We start from the raw sequence: 17,111 nt of genomic DNA, 5'->3' as shown, positions 1-17,111 counted from the left end.
CCGTGACAGGAGGGTTGTGCGTCGCTGTGCCGTCCTCGAACTGATGGCAGCACGGATCGAGACACAGCAAGATCCCAAGGTACCCGGTCAGGGCCGGGGTCGGGAAATCTGGGGGGCGGGACCGCGGCGGCGGCACGGTGCGTGCCGCCGCCGCTGGGGAGGGCTAGTTGCCCCTGCCTCCGCCGTTGCCCTGGCCACCCGAGGCGTTCCCCTCGTTCTCGTCCGGCGGGGTCGTCGGAGGCGGGGTCGTCGGGGTCGTCGGGGTCGGCGTCGGGTTGGGCGCACTCGGCTTGGGGCCCTTCGACAGGACGATCGAGACCCGCGAGCCGGGTTCGACCTGCTTGCCACCGGGGGCGCGGATCACCACGCCCGGCGCCTGGTCGGACCAGTCCTCCGTGAAGCTCACCTCGAGACCGAGGCCCGCCAGGATCTGTGCGACGTCGTCCTTCGACTTGCCCACGAGGTCGGTCGGGACGGTCGCCAGCTCGGGCTCGACGGGCTCGGGCTCGACGGGCTCGTCGACCGGCGGGATCTCGGTGGGCGCCTCGCTGGGCGTCTCGGTCGGGAGCGGCTTCTTGGGCGTGTACTTGGGGAACTCCTGGACGTCCGCGTACTGCGGGAGCGCGAGCACGCCCTCCATGTACGAGGTCCAGGCCTCGACGGGCCACGTACCACCCGTGATGGCCGGGTTGCGCCCCGTGGCCCACTTGCCGAACGGGGTGATCGACTCCTGGGCGTGCGTCTCGTCGTTCGTCTGGTAGAGACCCACGACGGTCGCGAGCTGCGGCACGTAGCCGGCGAACCAGGCGGACTTGTTGTCGTTCGAGGTGCCCGTCTTGCCGGCGACCGGGCGTCCCACCGCCTTGGCGACCTGGCCCGAACCGCCCTTCTGCTCGACGACCTGGGTCATCGCGTAGGTCGCGGCGGCCATGACGTCCGGCTCGAACGCCTTGCCGTTCCGGCCGGCCGGCTCCCAGATCTCCGCGTCGTTGCTCAGCATCTTGACCGACTGCACCACGTGCGGCGTCGACTCGTAGCCCTGCGCGGCGAACGTCGCGTAGGCGTGGGCGATGTCGAGCGCGCGCACCGACGCGGACCCCAGCACGTTGGACGGGACGGCCGCGAGGTCCTGGGCGTCCTCGGGGATGCCGGCGCGGATCGCGGCGTCCATGGTCTTGTCGGGACCGACCTCCATGTTGAGCGCGGCGTACACGGTGTTGACCGAGTTCGCGGTCGCCTTGACGAGGTCGATGTTGCCGTACCCGTAGTTGCCGAAGTTGACGACCTTGCGGTCACCGTCGTAGAACCCGGGGACCTGGATCCCGTTCTCGCCGTCGTACCTGGCGGACAGGTCGATGCCCTGCTCCAGGGCGGCGACGAGCGTGAACGGCTTGAAGGTCGAGCCCGCCTGGGCCACGCCTCGGGTGGCCGAGTTGTACTGCTGGGTGACGAAGTCAGGACCGCCGTACACGGCCTTGACCGCGCCGTCGGCCGGGTCGATCGAGACGATCGACGGCTTCAGGTACGGCGACGCCGGGTGGTCCCCCTCGCGGGGGATGGTGGTCTCGGCGGTCTGGACCGCCATGGCCTGCATGTCCTTGTCGATCGTCGTGGTGATCTTGTAGCCCTTGACCTCGAGGTCGCCCTCGTCGTTCCCGGCCGCGACCCACTCGTTCTTGACCAGCTCGAGCAGGTAGCCCGCCTGGCCACCCTTGGTGTTGGTCTGGACCTTCTCGTTGACGACGGGGAAGGCCGCGGCGGCCTTCTCCTCGGGCGTGATGTACCCCTGCTCGGCCATGCGCCGGATCACGCGCTCCCACTTCTGCTGCGTGATCTCCGGGTTGACGGCGGGGTCGTAGTTCGTGGGGTTCGGGATGATCGCCGTGATCATCGCCGCCTGGGAGATGGTGAGCTCGGACGCCGGGACGCCGAAGTACGTCTGCGCCGCTGCCTCGATCCCGTGGGCGCCACGGCCGAAGTAGATGGTGTTGAGGTAGTTCCCCAGGATCTCCGACTTCTCCTGCTTCTGCGTCAGACGCAGCGCGAGCATGGCTTCGCGGAACTTGCCCGCGTAGCTGGAGATCGTCTCGTCGGAGTAGTAGCGCTCGGCGTACTGCTGGGTGATGGTCGAGGCGCCCTGTCGGGAGCCGCCCTGGAGGTTGTTGAGCACGGCACGGCCGATGCCCTTGAGGTCGATCCCGGAGTTCTCCCAGAAGGTGGCGTCCTCGGACGCGACGACGGAGTTGCCGACGTACTTCGGGAGCGACTCGAACGGGACGATCACACGGTTCTCGGTGAGGAAGTTCCCGATCTCGGTCACGCCGTCGGAGTAGTAGACCGTCGTCTTCTGCTGCTTCGCGTAAGCAGCCTCTTCGGGGACCGTGGTGGTGGCGTAGGCCGCGATGACCACGCCGGCGACCAGCGCGACGCCGGCCAGGAACGTCCCGAGCAGCACACGCCACGACGGCAGCCAGCGGCGGAATCCCTTGACGTGGGACCGGGGGTAGTTGAAGAAGCGGCGCTTGCGCGCCGTGGTGCCCGTACGCGCTGTGCTGGCGGTGCGCGCCGTGCCCTTCGTCTGCCTCGCGGAGCTCGCCACGGTTCACCTTCCTCTGGGGGTCACTTCAGGTCCGGACCGGACCGCGCCACGCCCAGGGGGAGGGCGACGGGGACGCGGGACATGCATCGGACCACCCTGAACAATAGGCCGTCGGTCCGTGAGGACAAGGACCTGCGCGGGGGGAAGACCATTGCTTCGCCACAGCCCCGCCGCAGTTCCGCCAGTCCTTCACATCTGGTCGGTCGAGCGGGCCGCACAGCGTCCTATGCACCGACGCGTTGCGCAGCGGTGCGATTGCACCTAGCCTGTCGATGTATCGACTCGATACATCGAGTAGGTGAGCAAGCCCGAACCGCCCTCCGTGCGGCCCGGTCCACGGAGGAGGTGTCATGGCACGCAGCCGTTCGGACGTGCTCGAGACCGCCATCCTCGGCCTCCTGAACGAGTCCCCGTTGCACGGGTACGAGCTGCGCAAGCGGCTCAACCTGATGCTGGGCTCGTTCCGCGCCTTCTCCTACGGTTCCCTCTACCCGGCGCTCAAGGCGATGGTCGCGCACGGCCATATCGTCGGCACCGAGTCACCCACCACCCCTCCCCACGCACTGTCCGGCAAGCGTGCCCGGATCGTGTACCAGCTCACGGCCGAGGGCAAGGAGCGTCTTCAGACGGTCCTCGCGACCTCGGGACCGGCGGCCTGGGAGGACGAGAGCTTCGACGTCCGGTTCGCGTTCTTCGCGCAGACCGACGCCGAGACCCGTCTCCGCATCCTCGAGGGCCGGCGCAGCCGGCTCACCGAGAGGCTGGAGTCGGTCAAGGAGTCCGCCGCCCGCACTCGCGAGCGCCTGGACGAATACACCCTTGAGCTGCAGCGTCACGGCCTGGAACAGGTCGAACGTGAGGTTCGCTGGCTCGACGGACTGATCACGACCGAGCGCGACCGTCGTCGCACCCGGCCGTCGAGCGGCCCCGAGAACCGTCACGGGCAAGACAACCACTAACTACGAAGCCGTCGGCGCGCAGCGCCCCGGCACTGACAGCAAGGAGCGAGGATGTCCTCCATCCGCGTCGCCATCGTTGGCGTCGGAAACTGCGCATCTTCCCTGGTCCAGGGCGTGCACTACTACCGCGATGCTGACCCGAGCAGCACCGTGCCCGGACTGATGCACGTGCAGTTCGGTGACTACCACGTGTCCGACCTGGAGTTCGTCGCCGCTTTCGACGTCGACGCCAAGAAGGTCGGCTTCGACCTCTCGGAGGCCATCAACGCCTCGGAGAACAACACGATCAAGATCGCCGACGTGCCGCCCCTGGGCGTCACCGTCCAGCGTGGTGTGACGAACGACGGCCTCGGCAAGTACTACCGCGAGACCATCGAGGAGTCGGACGCCGAGCCGGTCGACATCGTCGCCGCGCTCAAGGAGTCGGGTGCTGACGTGCTCGTCTGCTACCTCCCTGTCGGTTCGGAGGTCGCCGCGAAGTACTACGCGCAGTGCGCGATCGACGCGGGCGTCGCGTTCGTCAACGCCCTGCCGGTCTTCATCGCGTCGGACCCCGAGTGGGCCGCGAAGTTCGAGGCCGCCGGGGTCCCGATCGTCGGCGACGACATCAAGTCGCAGGTCGGCGCGACGATCACGCACCGCGTGCTCGCGAAGCTCTTCGAGGACCGTGGCGTCGTGCTGGACCGCACGTACCAGCTGAACGTCGGCGGCAACATGGACTTCAAGAACATGCTCGAGCGCACGCGCCTCGAGTCCAAGAAGATCTCGAAGACGCAGGCCGTGACGTCGAACCTCGAGGGTCCCCTCGGTGGCAAGACCGAGGACCGCAACGTCCACATCGGCCCGTCGGACTACGTCGCGTGGCTCGACGACCGCAAGTGGGCGTACGTCCGCCTCGAGGGTCGCGCGTTCGGCGAGGTGCCCCTGAACCTGGAGTACAAGCTCGAGGTCTGGGACTCCCCCAACTCGGCCGGGATCATCATCGACGCCGTGCGCGCCGCGAAGATCGCCAAGGACCGCGGCGTCGGTGGCCCGATCCTCTCGGCGTCGACGTACTTCATGAAGTCCCCGCCGGTCCAGATGGAGGACACGAAGGGCCGTGCGGCTCTGGAGGCCTTCATCGCCGGCGAGACCGAGCGCTGATCCGTAGCGAGCTTGCGAGTGCAGGACCAGCGCGACCATACGTACCTGCGCTGATCCGTAGCGAGCTTGCGAGTGCAGGACCAGCGCGACCACAGGTACCTGCGCTGATCCGTAGCGAGCTCCGGGTTGTCAGAACGAGCGTGAGCCAGAGCCCACGCTCGTTCTGACAGCTCACGAGGAGGGTCCGGAACCTGAGGGTTCCGGGCCCTCTTCGCATGTCCGGCCTCGCGTCGCACGGCCCGACGGCGTCGCTCCCCAGCCCCGTCGGCTCGCCGTGGCCCGGGGCACCGGGGCGAGACGGCTCCGGCCACCGTCCGCGCTGCCGGGCCAGCCTCCTGCCCGCCCCGCCCCCGCACCCCGGTGCACCCCCGGATGCGGAGGGGCGAGCCGCCGTCGGGCCGTCCGGGGGCGGGGATCGCTCGTGCCACCGCATACCCTGAACCGGTGGGTGTGATCTCGGAACTCGGTGTCCTGCTTCGGCTGCGCGACTTCAGGAAGCTCTTCGCGGTCCGGCTGGTCAGCCAGGCGGGCGACGGGATGTTCCAGGTCGGGCTGGCGTCGCTCCTCTTCTTCTCCCCGGAGTCCCAGGGCACGGCGGCGTCGATCGCCGCTGCCTTCGCGGTGATGCTGGCCCCGTTCACGATCGTGGGTCCGTTCGCGGGGGTCTTCCTCGACCGGTGGAGCCGGCGCCAGGTCCTGGTGTGGGGCAACGCGGTGCGTGTGGTCCTGACGGCCGCGACAGCGGTCCTCATGCTGACGATGGGCGTGACGCCGTGGATCTACGTGCTCGCGCTGGCCACGCTCTCGGTCAACCGTTTCCTGCTCGCGGGCCTGTCGGCGGGCCTGCCGCGCGTGGTGGACGGTCCGTTGCTGCTGACGGCGAACTCGCTGACTCCCACGCTGGGCGCTGCGGCGGCGTTCGTGGGTGGTGGCATCGGTTTCCTGCTGAGCCTGACGTTCGAGCCGGGGCGGGAGAAGGACTCGGTCGCGCTGGTGTGCGCGGCCCTGGTGTTCGGGGCGGCGTCGTTGCTGGCGCTGCGCATGTCGCGCGGTCTGCTGGGGCCGGACCGGCCCGCGGAGGCGGCGATCACGACCGAGATCGCGAAGGTCGCTCGCGGCCTCGCGGACGGCGCCCGCTATCTCGTGGCGCGCCGCACGCCGGGCCAGGCGCTCATGGTCATGGCGACGCACCGGTTCTTGTACGGGGTCACGTTCATCGCGTCGATCCTCATCTCGCGCAACCTGCTCTCGGACCCGGGCGACACGAACGCGGGCCTGGCGACGTTCGCGACGGTCGTGGGTCTCACGGGGGTCGGTGGCGCGTTCGCCGTCGTGCTGACCCCGACGCTGTCGCGGTACACGGGCCCGCACCTGTGGATCGCGCTCATGCTGGGTCTGGCGTCGGCGAGCCAGCTCCTGCTGGTCACGACGCCGTCACGCACGGTCGTGTACGCGGGTGCCCTGCTGCTGGGCCTGGCTGCGCAGGCGACGAAGATCGCGGTGGACACGATCGTGCAGCGTGACACGGCGGACGCGTTCCGGGGCCGTGCCTTCGCGTTCTACGACGTCCTGTACAACGCGGCGTTCGTGGGTGCGGCCGCCCTCGCGGCGTTCACGCTGCCGGACACGGGGTACTCGCGTCCGGTGTTCGTGGTCCTCGCGGTCGCGTACGCGGGCGCCGCGTTGGTCTTCGGCCGGTTCGGGGCGCGGCACGCCGCGGGGCCCGACGGCGCCGCTCCCCTTTCCGAGGCTGCTCCCGACGGGCGTCCCGCGGCGGGGTGAGGTAGCCCACCTTCTCGTCCTCCGCACGGCCCGGTACGGCCCGGTACGGTGGCGACCTGCCGTCGCGCCACCGATGAGTCCTGCCCGGAAAAGGAGTCGTCAGGACCGGGGGAATATCCGAGGATGGTTGAGCGTAGTTCTCGTAGGGCGTACGACATCCCGACCCGACGCTCCCCCTCTCGCTGCGCGCCGTCCCTCGTCGCGTGAGTGCGCACCGACCCACAGGAGAGCCCATGCAGGTACCGCAGAGCACCGCCCCGTCCTTACCCGTCTCGGAGAAGCTGTCTCGCGAGAACTTCCTCGTGATCGCGCTCCTCCTGGTGTCGGCGTCGGTCGTGATCCTCAACGAGACGACCATGGGCGTCGCGCTCCCTCACCTCATGGAGGAGATGGACATCACGGCGTCGACGGGCCAGTGGCTGACCACGGCCTTCATGCTCACGATGGCGGTCGTCATCCCGGCGACGGGCTTCCTGCTCCAGCGTCTGGGGACGCGCGGGGCGTTCCTGCTCGCGATGTCGCTGTTCAGCGCGGGCACGGCCCTTGCTGCGTTCGCTCCGGGCTTCGGCTGGCTCCTGGGGGCCCGTGTCGTGCAGGCGTCGGGCACGGCGATCATGATGCCGCTGCTCATGACGACCATCATGACGCTCGTCCCGCCGTCGGCTCGTGGCCGGATCATGGGGAACGTCGCGATCGTCATGGCCGCGGCCCCGGCCCTCGGGCCCACGCTGTCCGGCCTGGTCCTGGAGACCCTGTCCTGGCGCTGGATCTTCGGTCTCGTGCTGCCGATCGCCCTCGTCGCGCTCGTGGTCGGCGCGAAGTACGTCAAGGACTCCGCCGACCGTACACACACGCGCCTCGACCCGCTGTCGTTGTTCCTCGCGGTCCTCGCGTTCGGTGGCCTGGTCTTCGGCCTGTCCAACCTGGGCGAGGCTGCGCGCGCCACGCCGGCCGTGCCCGTGTGGATCCCGCTCGTCGTCGGGCCCGTGTTCCTCGTGCTGTTCGTGGCACGCCAGCTCACGCTCCAGCGCCGCGACGCGGCGCTGCTCGACCTGCGCGTGTTCTCCTCGCGCGGCTTCACGGTCTCGCTCGGCATCATGGCGGTCGCGATGATCGCGCTGTTCGGCTCGATCATCCTGCTGCCGCTGTACCTGCAGAGCTCGCTGGGGCTCGACCCGGTCTACACGGGGCTGATGATGCTGCCGGGCGGCCTGATCATGGGTCTTCTGGGCCCCACCGTCGGTCGCCTGTACGACCGCGTCGGCCCGCGCCCCCTGGTCCTGCCGGGGCTCAGCGCGGTCGCGGTCTCGCTCGCGGCGCTGACCACGGTCGGCGCGACGACGTCGCCGTGGTTCGTCCTGGGCGCGCACGTGGTGCTGAGCCTGGGTCTGGCCTTCGTGTTCACGCCGCTGTTCACGGGTGCGCTCTCGGCGCTCAAGCCGTCGCTGTACTCGCACGGCAGCGCCATGATCGGTACGGTGCAGCAGCTCGCGGGCGCGGCGGGGACGGCCTTGTTCATCGCCGTCATGACCTCGCACGAGGTCGCCCGGACCGCGGAGGGCGCGAGCCCGCAGGTCGCCCTCGCCGACGGGGTGTCCTCCGCGTTCGTCTGGGGTGCTGCGGTCATGCTCGTCGCGGTCGCGCTGTCGTTCCTGCTGCGCAGGCCGGCGGTCGTGGAGACCCCGGCCGTCCTGCCCGACGACGTCGCGCCCCTCGTGCAGGACGCTCCCGTCCTCGAGACGGCGGGCGAGGCGGCCGAGCGCCGCTGACGGTTCGACCGGTCCCGCAGGGGACCGTGCCCGAAGGGCGGGCACCCATCGGTGCCCGCCCTTCGGGTGTCCGGCGTCCGGGTGTCCGGCGTCCGGGCGTCCGGCGTCCGGGCGTCCGGCGTCCGGGCGTCCGGCGTCACCCCTCGCGCGACGCCCACCAGTCCAGCAGCTCTGCACGGGCGACGTCCTCGCCGAGCGGTCCACGGTCCAGGCGCAGCTCCAGCAGGAACTTGTAGGCCTGTCCCACCTCGGGGCCCGGCGAGATGCCCAGGACGTCCATGATCTGCTGCCCGTCGAGGTCGGGGCGGATCGACGCCAGCTCCTCCTCCCCACGGAGCCGTTCGATGCGCTGCTCGAGGTCGGTGTATGCGTCGGACAGGCGCTGCGCCTTGCGCTTGTTGCGCGTGGTCGAGTCCGCGCGCGTGAGGCGGTGGAGGCGCTCCAGGAGCGGCCCCGCATCGGTCACGTAGCGGCGCACCGCGGAGTCGGTCCACTCCCCCTCGCCGTACCCGTGGAAGCGCAGGTGCAGCTCGACGAGCCGGGCCACCTGCTTCACGGTGTCCTTGTCGTAGCGCAGCTCCTTGAGGCGCTTCGCCGCGAGCTTGGCGCCCACGACCTCGTGGTGGTGGAAGCTCACGCCGCCGCCCGACTCGAACCGGCGCGTGGCCGGCTTGCCGATGTCGTGCAGGAGCGACGCGAGACGCAGGACGAGGTCCGGGCCGGGCACCACGCCGTCGGGCCCGGTCTCCTGGGCGATCGCCTGCTCCAGCACGGTCAGCGAGTGCTGGTAGACGTCCTTGTGCCGGTGGTGCTCGTCGATCTCGAGGCGCAGCGCCGGGAGCTCGGGCAGGACGTGGTCCGCCAGGCCCGTCTCGACGAGGACCTCGAGCCCCTTGCGCGGGTCCGCGGACAGGAGCAGCTTGGTCAGCTCGTCCCGGACCCGCTCGGCCGAGACGATCTCGATGCGCGACGCCATGTCGACGATCGCCGCACGCGTCGCGGGCTCGACCTCGAACCCGAGCTGGGCCGCGAACCGCGCCGCCCGCATCATGCGCAGCGGGTCGTCGTCGAACGAGCGTTCCGGGGCGATCGGGGTACGCAGGACACCGATCGCGAGGTCGCCGAGCCCGTCGTGCGGGTCGACGAACAGCATCTCCGGGACCCGGACCGCCATGGCGTTGACCGTGAAGTCACGCCGCGACAGGTCACCGACCAGGGTGTCGCCGAACGCGACGAGCGGCTTGCGCGACGCCGGGTCGTACTCGTCCGTGCGGTACGTCGTGACCTCGACGACGAGCTCCCCCGTGCCCCGCGGGCTCCCCTTCGGCGCGAAGCGCTTGGCCCCGATCGTGCCGAACTCCTTGCCGATGTCCCAGTGCGCGTCACCCCACGCCGCGAGCAGCGCCTGGGTCTGGTCCGGGTCGGCCGACGTGGCGAAGTCGAGGTCGTTGCTCGCCCGCCCCAGGAACGCGTCCCGGACCGGGCCGCCGACGAGGGCCAGCTCGTGGCCTGCCGCACGGAACAGCTCGCCCAGCTCGATCGCGGCGGGCGCCATCTCGGTCAGGACCGCCAGCGCACGCCGGAGGAGCTCGAGCTGTTCGGGCGTCGTCGGCACCCCGCGAGACCCCTCGGCGGGCAGCGCGACGGGGTCGGGGACGGGAGAGTTCTGGGAAGGAGTCGGCACGACATCCAAGCGTGCCAGATCAGGCGCGGACTCCACACTCGGTAATGTTGGGTCATGTCCACCCCAGCGCACTCTCCGGACCATCGCGGTGTACCTGCACCGCCCGGTGGTCACGCGCTGCGGAGAGACCCGGAGACCCACCGGGACCCCCCGCCCTCGCCGGGACCGCCCCCACCACTCCCCGTCGTCGAGGAGATCTCCGCAGGTGGGCTCGTCGTCGACACGTTCGAGGGCCTGTTCCGCGCCGCGGTCATCGCCCGCCGCAACCGCGGCGGCCGACTCGAGTGGTGCCTGCCGAAGGGCCACCTCGAAGGCGAGGAGACACCGGAGGAGGCCGCCGTCCGGGAGATCGCCGAGGAGACGGGGATCACCGGATCCGTCCAGAAGCCGCTCGGGATCATCGACTACTGGTTCACGGGTGAGGACCGCCGGGTGCACAAGGTGGTCCACCACTTCCTGCTCCGGGCGACCGGCGGGCGACTCACCGTCGAGGGCGACCCCGACGGCGAGGCCGAGGACGTCGCCTGGATCCCGTTCGACGAGCTGCCCGATCGTCTGTCCTACCCCAACGAGCGACGACTCGCGGCGGTCGCCCACGACGTCCTCCGGGGGCGACGCACGAACGCCCACTTCCGGGGTACCGTGACTCGCACCGTCGTCCGTACCAGCCGGCCGGCACCCGACGACCCACGGAACCCGACCGACCACCCATGAGCTTTCACTTCCCCGGTGGCGCACGCCGCGCCTCGACGCGCCGCCCAGCAGCGCACGCCCCGCTCGTGGCCCAGGGCACCCCGGGCCACGGCACCCTCCGGTCGTCGACCACCGGCCCCCGACGAGCCGCTCGGTCGCGTACGCGTGCTCTCCTCACCTCCCTGCTCGTCCTCGGCCTCGCCGTCCTGCCCTCGGCCGCCACTGCCACGACGCCAGCTGCCATGACGCCCACCGCACCGTGGGCGACGGGTGACGGGCGGACCGCAGCCCTGGGGACGGACCGCCTCACCGCGGACACGGACCCGACGGCTTCGTCCGACGAGGCGGGCGCGGTCTCGACGACGCTCGTCTCGATGTCGCCGACCACGGTCGTACCCGGCGACACGCTCACGGTCGTGGCGCGCATCCACAACGGCACCCAGGACACGCTCGAGACCCCCCGGGCCACGCTCGGCGTCAACTGGCGGGTCGTCAGCACCCGGTCGGCCCTCGACGCGTGGGCCGAGGGCCCCACGTCGCAGCAGGTCGCGGGACGCATGGCGGTGGAGAACCTGGATCCTCTCGCCCCCGGCGAGGACACCACCGTCACCTTCTCCGTCACGGCCGACGACCTCAACCTCGAACCCGGCTCGGTCTGGGGCCCCCGTCCCCTCTCCGTCACCGTCGAGGACGGCCGCGAACGCCTCGACGTCCTGCGCACGTTCTTCCTGTGGGGAGAGTCGCCGGCCCCCCTCCCGGTCAGGATCAGCCTGATCGCGCCCGTGACCGGCCCCGCCCTGGGGCTCTCGGCCCCCTCGGGCGACGACTCCTCGGGCGACGCGACCCCGGGCAGCGGGGCCGTCGAGGTCGGCGCCGTGGACGACGAGCTGGGCACCGACCGGCGCCTGGGTCGACTCGTGTCCGCGACGGCGGACGTCCCGGACATCGCCTGGGCGATAGACCCCGCGGTCCTCGCAGCTGCCGAGAGGTCCGCAGAGCCCGCCTCCCACGCGTGGGCGATGCTGCTGCGCGACGGGACCGCCGGACGAACGGTCTTCGGTCTGCGCCCCTACGACCCAGACCCCGCCGCCTACGCGCAGGTGGGTGCAGCCCTTCCCGCCACGACGACCCCTCTCCCGGACGGCACCACGGTCGACCCGGCCTGGCGGACCGATCTCACGTACCCGGCCGACGGGGTCCTCGACCTGCGAACGGTCGGGACGAGCGTCCGGTCGGGTTCACCGCTGGTGGTGGTCCAGGGCGACGGACTCGCCCCGGAGAGCTCGGTGAACTACACCCCGACCGGCCTCGCCACCGTCGCGACCGACGCGGGCCCTGCGACGGCCCTGGTCGCCGATCAGCCGCTCACCGAGGTCTTCGCCGACGCGACGAGCGTCGAGCGCGACGCCGAGGTCCGGTCCACCGCCGACGGGACGCAGCGGCTCCTCGCAGACCTCGCGGTCGTGGCCTCCGAGCGGCCGACCGAGTCGCGCCATCTCGTCGTCGCGCTCCCCCGCTCGTGGGACCCGGACGACGCCGCGCTCTCGACGGTCCTCGGAGCCCTGCACGGGGCGGCCTGGGTGGACGTCTCACCCGTCGACGAGCTCCTGGCGTCGCCGGTGCCGGACGTCGCGAGGAGCCCGCTGGCCGAGGCCGAGGTCACCGACGGAACCTTGCCGGCCGCCGAGATGAACAAGCTCCAGCGCGCACGCACCGAGGTCGCCGACTTCGCGACGATCGCGACCGATCCCGCGCCGGTCGTCCAGGGCGCGGAACCCGCCCTGGTGGTCCCCACCGCGATCGCCTACCGGTCCCTTCCCGACGAGCGGACCGAGGCCGTCGAGGCCGCGGTCGAGGGTGCGGCACTGATCCGGTCGACGGTGTCCGTCGTCCCCCGCGGGCTCGACGTCATGCTGATCAACACGTCGGGCAACCTCCCTGTCAGGGTGCGCAACACGCTCGACCAGCCCGTCACCGTCCAGGTCGCCCTGCGGCCCGACAACGCCCTCCTCAAGGTCGTCTCGTTCCCTGCCGGCCCGGTTCCCGCCGGGGCCGAGGTCGACTTCAAGGTTCCCGTCCGGGCCATCGGCAGCGGCGACGTGAGCGTCTCGGTCGAGCTCCTCAGCGTGCCCGTCGGCACGGTCGTCTCACCGCCGTCGGAGTTCGTGGTGCAGGTCCGCGCCGAGTGGGAGAACACCGGGACCGCGATCTTCGCCGGACTCGTCGCGCTCCTCATGATCGGCGGCATCTGGCGCACCATCCGCCGGGGCCGGTCACCGCGCCGCGTCGCCGAGCTGACCCCCGCGACAGGTGTCCCGGGAGCTCAGGGCGGCGCGGCGCCGTCGGGCCGCTCGACAGGTCACGACGGGTGAAGCACGCCCGACCTGCCGGCGTCCCACGGACCCGCCGTTCCCGCTCGGACGCCCCGCCGCCCGCCGACGCGGCCCATGAGACCTCCGACGCTCCGGACGCGTCCGTGCCCGCCGCCGCCCCCGCGAAGAGCAGCCTCGGCCGGAGCTCGGCGCTCATGGCGTCGGGCACCGCGGTCTCCCGCATCCTGGGGCTCGTCCGCAACGTCCTGCTCGTCACCGCGATCGGGACCACCGGGCTGGCCGCGGACGCGTTCGACGTCGCCAACAAGATCCCGAACGTCCTGTTCGCGATCCTCGCAGGGGGCGTCCTCAACGCTGTCCTCGTCCCGCAGATCGTCCGGGCGTACCGCTCCAAGAACCCCCAGGAGCGCCTCGACAAGCTGCTGACCCTCTCGGGGGTCCTGCTCCTCGGGCTGAGCCTGATCCTCACGGCGGGCGCCGCGGTGATCGTCACCCTCTACACCGACGGGTGGGGGTCCGCGCAGTTCTCTCTCGCCGTCGCGTTCGCGTTCTGGTGCACTCCGCAGCTCTTCTTCTACGGTCTGTACACGCTGCTCGGCCAGGTCCTCAACGCCCGCGGGCAGTTCGGCCCGTTCATGTGGGCCCCGGTCGTCAACAACATCGTCTCGATCGTCGGGTTCGGTGCGTTCATCGCGATCTACGGGCCCTACGCGACGGGCGCTGCCGACGACCTCGGGACGTGGGACGGCGCCAAGATCGCCGTCCTGGCCGGGACCGCGACGCTCGGTGTCGCCGCCCAGGCGCTCGTCCTGATCCTGCCCCTGTGGCGCGCCGGGTTCCGATGGCACTTCCGCCTCGGGATGCGCGGGATCGGGCTGCGCTCGGCAGGACAGGTCGCGATCTGGACGTTCGGCGCGGTCATCCTGGAGCAGGTCGGCGTCCTGTTCACGACGCAGTTCGCCTCGAGCGCGCCCGCCGCCGCACTCCAGCAGGCCTTCGGCACCTACGCCGGCGACCCCGTCGCGAACGGTGTCGTGACCGGCGTCGTCACGGGCGCCCCCGAGGCCTTTGCCGTCGCCGGCAACGCCGCGTACACGCAGGCGCTCATGATCTACCTGCTCCCGCACTCGCTCGTCACGGTGTCGATCGCCACGGCCCTGTTCACCGGCATGAGTGCCGCGGCCGGCGCCGGGGACTTCGCGCGGGTCCGGCACGACCTGTCGCGCGGTGTACGGACCGTGGGCGTCTTCACGGTGTTCGCCACGGCCGTGTTCGCGATCCTGGCGCTGCCGATCACCAAGCTCCTGCTCATCAACGTGACGCCGGCGAGCGCGGTGGCGGTCAGCCAGATCCTCGTCGCCATGGCGTTCGGCCTGGTCCCCCTCGGCGGCATGGTTCTCATGAAGTGGGTCTACTACGCGTACGAGGACGGGAAGACGGTCTTCTGGATCCAGGTCCCGGCGACGCTCGCCCTCGTGGGGATCGCCTGGCTCGCGACGCGCACTCTCGACCCCGTGTGGTGGGTCGTCGGGGTCGGCGCGGCGATGTCGCTGTCGAACGTCGTCGCGGTCCTCCTGCGGACCGCCGGCCTTCGGCGCAAGCTGCACGGGCTCGACGCGTTCCGCATCGTGCGGATGCACGTCAAGACCGTGCTCGCCGCGGGGATCAGCGCCGCGGCCGGCTGGGGGGTCCTCCAGCTCTTCGGCGACCTGTACGGACTCTCGTGGCTGCGTGCCGCCGTGGTCACCACGGTCGTCGGGATCATCATGACCGTCGTGTACATCGGCGGGCTCAAGGTCATGAGGGTCCGTGAGCTCGACCAGCTCGCCGACCCGTTGCTCCACAAGCTCGGGCGGCGACGCCCGGCCACGAGATAGAGGACGCCCGTACCATGTGGGGGGAAGATGTCAGCGGCAAGGAAGTTCGAGGTGGGCAGGTGACCGCAGCAGGACCCGGCACGACACTGGTGGGGCGCTACCTGCTGGCCGAACGGCTGGCGAGCGACCTGGTCGACGTCACCGCCTGGTCCGCGCACGACTCGATCCTGAACCGTCCCGTGCGGGTCTCCTTGCTCGCCGGGGAGCACGTCGCGGAGGCGATCGACTCGGCGCGACGCGCCGCGCTCGTCACCGACCCCCGACTGACCCGGGTCCTCGACGTCGGGACGGACGACGGCCTCGCCTACGTCATCACGGAACCGTTCACCGGGATCACGCTGTCCGAGGTCGTGGCGGGCGGGATCGTCGACGCCCAGCAGGCGCGTGCGATCGTCGGCGAGGCCGCGTCCGCGCTCGAGGTCGCCCGACGACGCGGCGTCCACCACCTGGCGCTGCGTCCCGAGGCCCTGCGGGTCGACGGGGACCGGGTCGTCGTGACGGGTCTCGGGCTCGACGCGGGCATCAGCGGCCAGGACCAGCACGACGCCGACGAGACGTCGCGCACCGACACCCTGGGGCTGGTGGCGCTTCTCTACTACGCGATGACGGCGCGTTGGGCGGGGACCAGCCTCGACGTCCCGTGGATCAGTCCCGACTCCGTCCACCCCCTGCCCGCGCAGCGCGACGCAGCGGGGGTGCTCCCGCTGTCGGCCCTCGTCCCCGGGGCTCCCGCCGACCTGTCGGAGCTGTGCACCAAGGTCTTCGCCGACGCAGAGACCGCACGTGCTCGGGTGGGTGCAGATCGCGCGACGACCAGCGACGACACGCAGGAGTTCGACAGCCTCGGCGCTCCCCCCTCGTCCCCGGCCGACCTCGTGAGCGCACTCGAGCCGTGGGGCGCGCTGTCCGTGGTCGCGGCACTGCCGGCGTTCGTCCAGCCCGCTGCCCCGCCCCCCGCGAACCGCGTGAGCAGACAGTCGATCCGGAGCGCTTTCGACGTCCCCCTCTCGACTCCTCCGGGGACTCCGCCGCCCGCGGTCCCCTTCCACCGGCCCGCGACCGGGCGTATCCACCGCGTGCCTCTCGCAGGGTCCTCGTCCCTCCCCGACGGGGCCAGCTACCCCGCGCCCACCTACGCCGACGTGCCCGCCACCTACCAGGCCGCTCCGACGGCACCCGCGACGGGTACCTACCCCACCGCGCCACCGCCCCCTCCCGTACCGTCAGCCCCGGTCGGGGTGGCCACGCACGCGCCGGCTTCGCAGGCACCGGCTGGGCACGCACCGGCCGAGACCGCTGCCGCAGAGCCACGGACAGGGCCCTTCGCGACCACGAGCGCGAAGAAGACCAGTGTCAAGACCACCTGGATCATCATGCCGATCGTGCTCCTCCTGGTCGTCGTCGCGGTGATCTGGGGAGTGAAGTCAGGGCTGGGCGCGTTCGACGCCGTCGTGACCCCGGGCTCGGATCAGGGGGGATCAGGGGCGAGCGGCGCCCAGACGCCCGGCGAGACACCGGACGACGACGACGTGCCGGTGAACACCGAGCCGCTCGCCATCGCCGAAGGCGGCCTGCTGGACCCGGACGTCACGGACCCGAACGACGTCGGTGAGAAGCCCGAGGCCGTGCCCTTCGCCGTCGACGGCGACCCTGCAACGTTCTGGTACACGTACTCGTACAACTCGGCGGCCTTCGGCGGCAACAAGTCGAGGACGGGCTACACCTTCACTCTTGCCGACGAGGCGACCGTCCAGCGCATCGTCCTCGACACCAACAACACGGGTGGCCACGTCGAGGTCCGCGCCATCACGGACGACGAACCGAACGGTGGCGACGTCCTCGCATCGGCGGCCTTCTCGCAGAGCGTCGAGCTCGAGCTCGATCCCGCGACGGAGGGCACCACGTTCGTCCTCTTCATCACCGAGCTCCCGACGAACGCCGAGGGCAAGTTCCGCGTCGAGCTCAAGGAGATCACGGTCTACTGACCCCGTGACTGCGCCCGGCCGGAGCGCGACCCGTCGCGTGTGCTGACCATCCACAGGCTGACCTATCCACAGGCCGACCGGCCGACGGTGCCCTCGGAACAGAACGACGCCATCCGGCGTTGCACCCGGTGCACCACCCACCACTGAGGAGTACACGTGACGGAACAGACCCCCACGACACCGCGCAACGTCATCATCGTGGGTTCGGGCCCCGCTGGGTACACGGCTGCTGTGTATGCCGCGCGTGCGGGTCTTGAGCCCTTGGTCCTGGCGGGTTCGATCACTGC

Annotated in this window: 11 protein-coding genes; 9 read left to right on the top strand and 2 right to left on the bottom strand. The window is 71.0% G+C overall.

Annotation, left to right across the window (positions count from 1 at the left end):
- Positions 1 to 163 precede the first annotated feature (163 nt).
- Positions 164 to 2,599 carry a transglycosylase domain-containing protein gene (locus IE95_RS19170; RefSeq protein ID WP_051703206.1) on the bottom strand — a complete coding sequence of 812 codons (2,436 nt, stop codon included), beginning with the start codon at positions 2,597 to 2,599 and terminating at the stop codon, positions 164 to 166.
- 350 nt (positions 2,600 to 2,949) lie between these two features.
- Between IE95_RS19170 and IE95_RS0116065 the strand changes: the two genes are divergently transcribed.
- The 4 genes from IE95_RS0116065 to IE95_RS0116050 all read left to right on the top strand — a co-directional run bounded on the left by IE95_RS0116065 (position 2,950) and on the right by IE95_RS0116050 (position 8,252).
- Positions 2,950 to 3,558, top strand: a complete 609-nt coding sequence (locus tag IE95_RS0116065; protein WP_036572368.1) for a PadR family transcriptional regulator — start codon at positions 2,950 to 2,952, stop codon at positions 3,556 to 3,558.
- Between the two features lie 51 nt (positions 3,559 to 3,609).
- Positions 3,610 to 4,701: an inositol-3-phosphate synthase gene (locus IE95_RS0116060; protein WP_030152642.1), complete on the top strand. Its 1,092-nt coding sequence runs from the start codon at positions 3,610 to 3,612 to the stop codon at positions 4,699 to 4,701.
- 444 nt (positions 4,702 to 5,145) lie between these two features.
- Positions 5,146 to 6,483, top strand: a complete 1,338-nt coding sequence (locus IE95_RS0116055; protein WP_030152640.1) for an MFS transporter — start codon at positions 5,146 to 5,148, stop codon at positions 6,481 to 6,483.
- Positions 6,484 to 6,716: 233 nt separating this feature from the next.
- On the top strand, positions 6,717 to 8,252 hold the full coding sequence (locus tag IE95_RS0116050; RefSeq protein ID WP_084690359.1) for an MDR family MFS transporter: 1,536 nt from the start codon (positions 6,717 to 6,719) through the stop codon (positions 8,250 to 8,252).
- Positions 8,253 to 8,388: 136 nt separating this feature from the next.
- On the opposite strand, the gene IE95_RS0116045 is transcribed toward IE95_RS0116050, so the two are convergent.
- Positions 8,389 to 9,807 carry a CCA tRNA nucleotidyltransferase gene (locus tag IE95_RS0116045; RefSeq protein ID WP_240666397.1) on the bottom strand — a complete coding sequence of 473 codons (1,419 nt, stop codon included), beginning with the start codon at positions 9,805 to 9,807 and terminating at the stop codon, positions 8,389 to 8,391.
- A gap of 183 nt (positions 9,808 to 9,990) precedes the next feature.
- Between IE95_RS0116045 and IE95_RS0116040 the strand changes: the two genes are divergently transcribed.
- The 5 genes from IE95_RS0116040 to IE95_RS20545 form a co-directional block, all read left to right on the top strand.
- Complete coding sequence (locus IE95_RS0116040; RefSeq protein ID WP_084690370.1) at positions 9,991 to 10,650, top strand: NUDIX hydrolase; 660 nt, start codon at positions 9,991 to 9,993, stop codon at positions 10,648 to 10,650.
- A complete protein-coding gene (locus IE95_RS0116035; protein WP_129429629.1) occupies positions 10,647 to 13,001 on the top strand; it encodes a DUF6049 family protein in 2,355 nt (784 codons plus the stop codon). The genes IE95_RS0116040 and IE95_RS0116035 overlap by 4 nt, the downstream gene beginning before the upstream one ends.
- A 104-nt stretch (positions 13,002 to 13,105) precedes the next feature.
- Entirely contained in the window at positions 13,106 to 14,839 is a 1,734-nt protein-coding gene (murJ, locus tag IE95_RS0116030; RefSeq protein ID WP_030152631.1) for a murein biosynthesis integral membrane protein MurJ, read from the top strand.
- Between the two features lie 59 nt (positions 14,840 to 14,898).
- Positions 14,899 to 16,824 (top strand): protein kinase family protein, encoded by a 1,926-nt coding sequence (locus IE95_RS0116025; RefSeq protein ID WP_030152630.1) that lies wholly within the window; start codon positions 14,899 to 14,901, stop codon positions 16,822 to 16,824.
- Positions 16,825 to 16,980: 156 nt separating this feature from the next.
- A partial coding sequence (locus tag IE95_RS20545; protein ID WP_157283438.1) for an FAD-dependent oxidoreductase occupies positions 16,981 to 17,111 on the top strand: 131 nt, incomplete at its 3' end.

Source organism: Oerskovia turbata (assembly GCF_000718325.1).
In the GTDB taxonomy this organism is placed as follows: domain Bacteria; phylum Actinomycetota; class Actinomycetes; order Actinomycetales; family Cellulomonadaceae; genus Oerskovia; species Oerskovia turbata.
The sequence above is the reverse complement of the archived record's forward strand: the minus strand, read 5'-3'. Positions and strand labels throughout refer to the sequence as shown.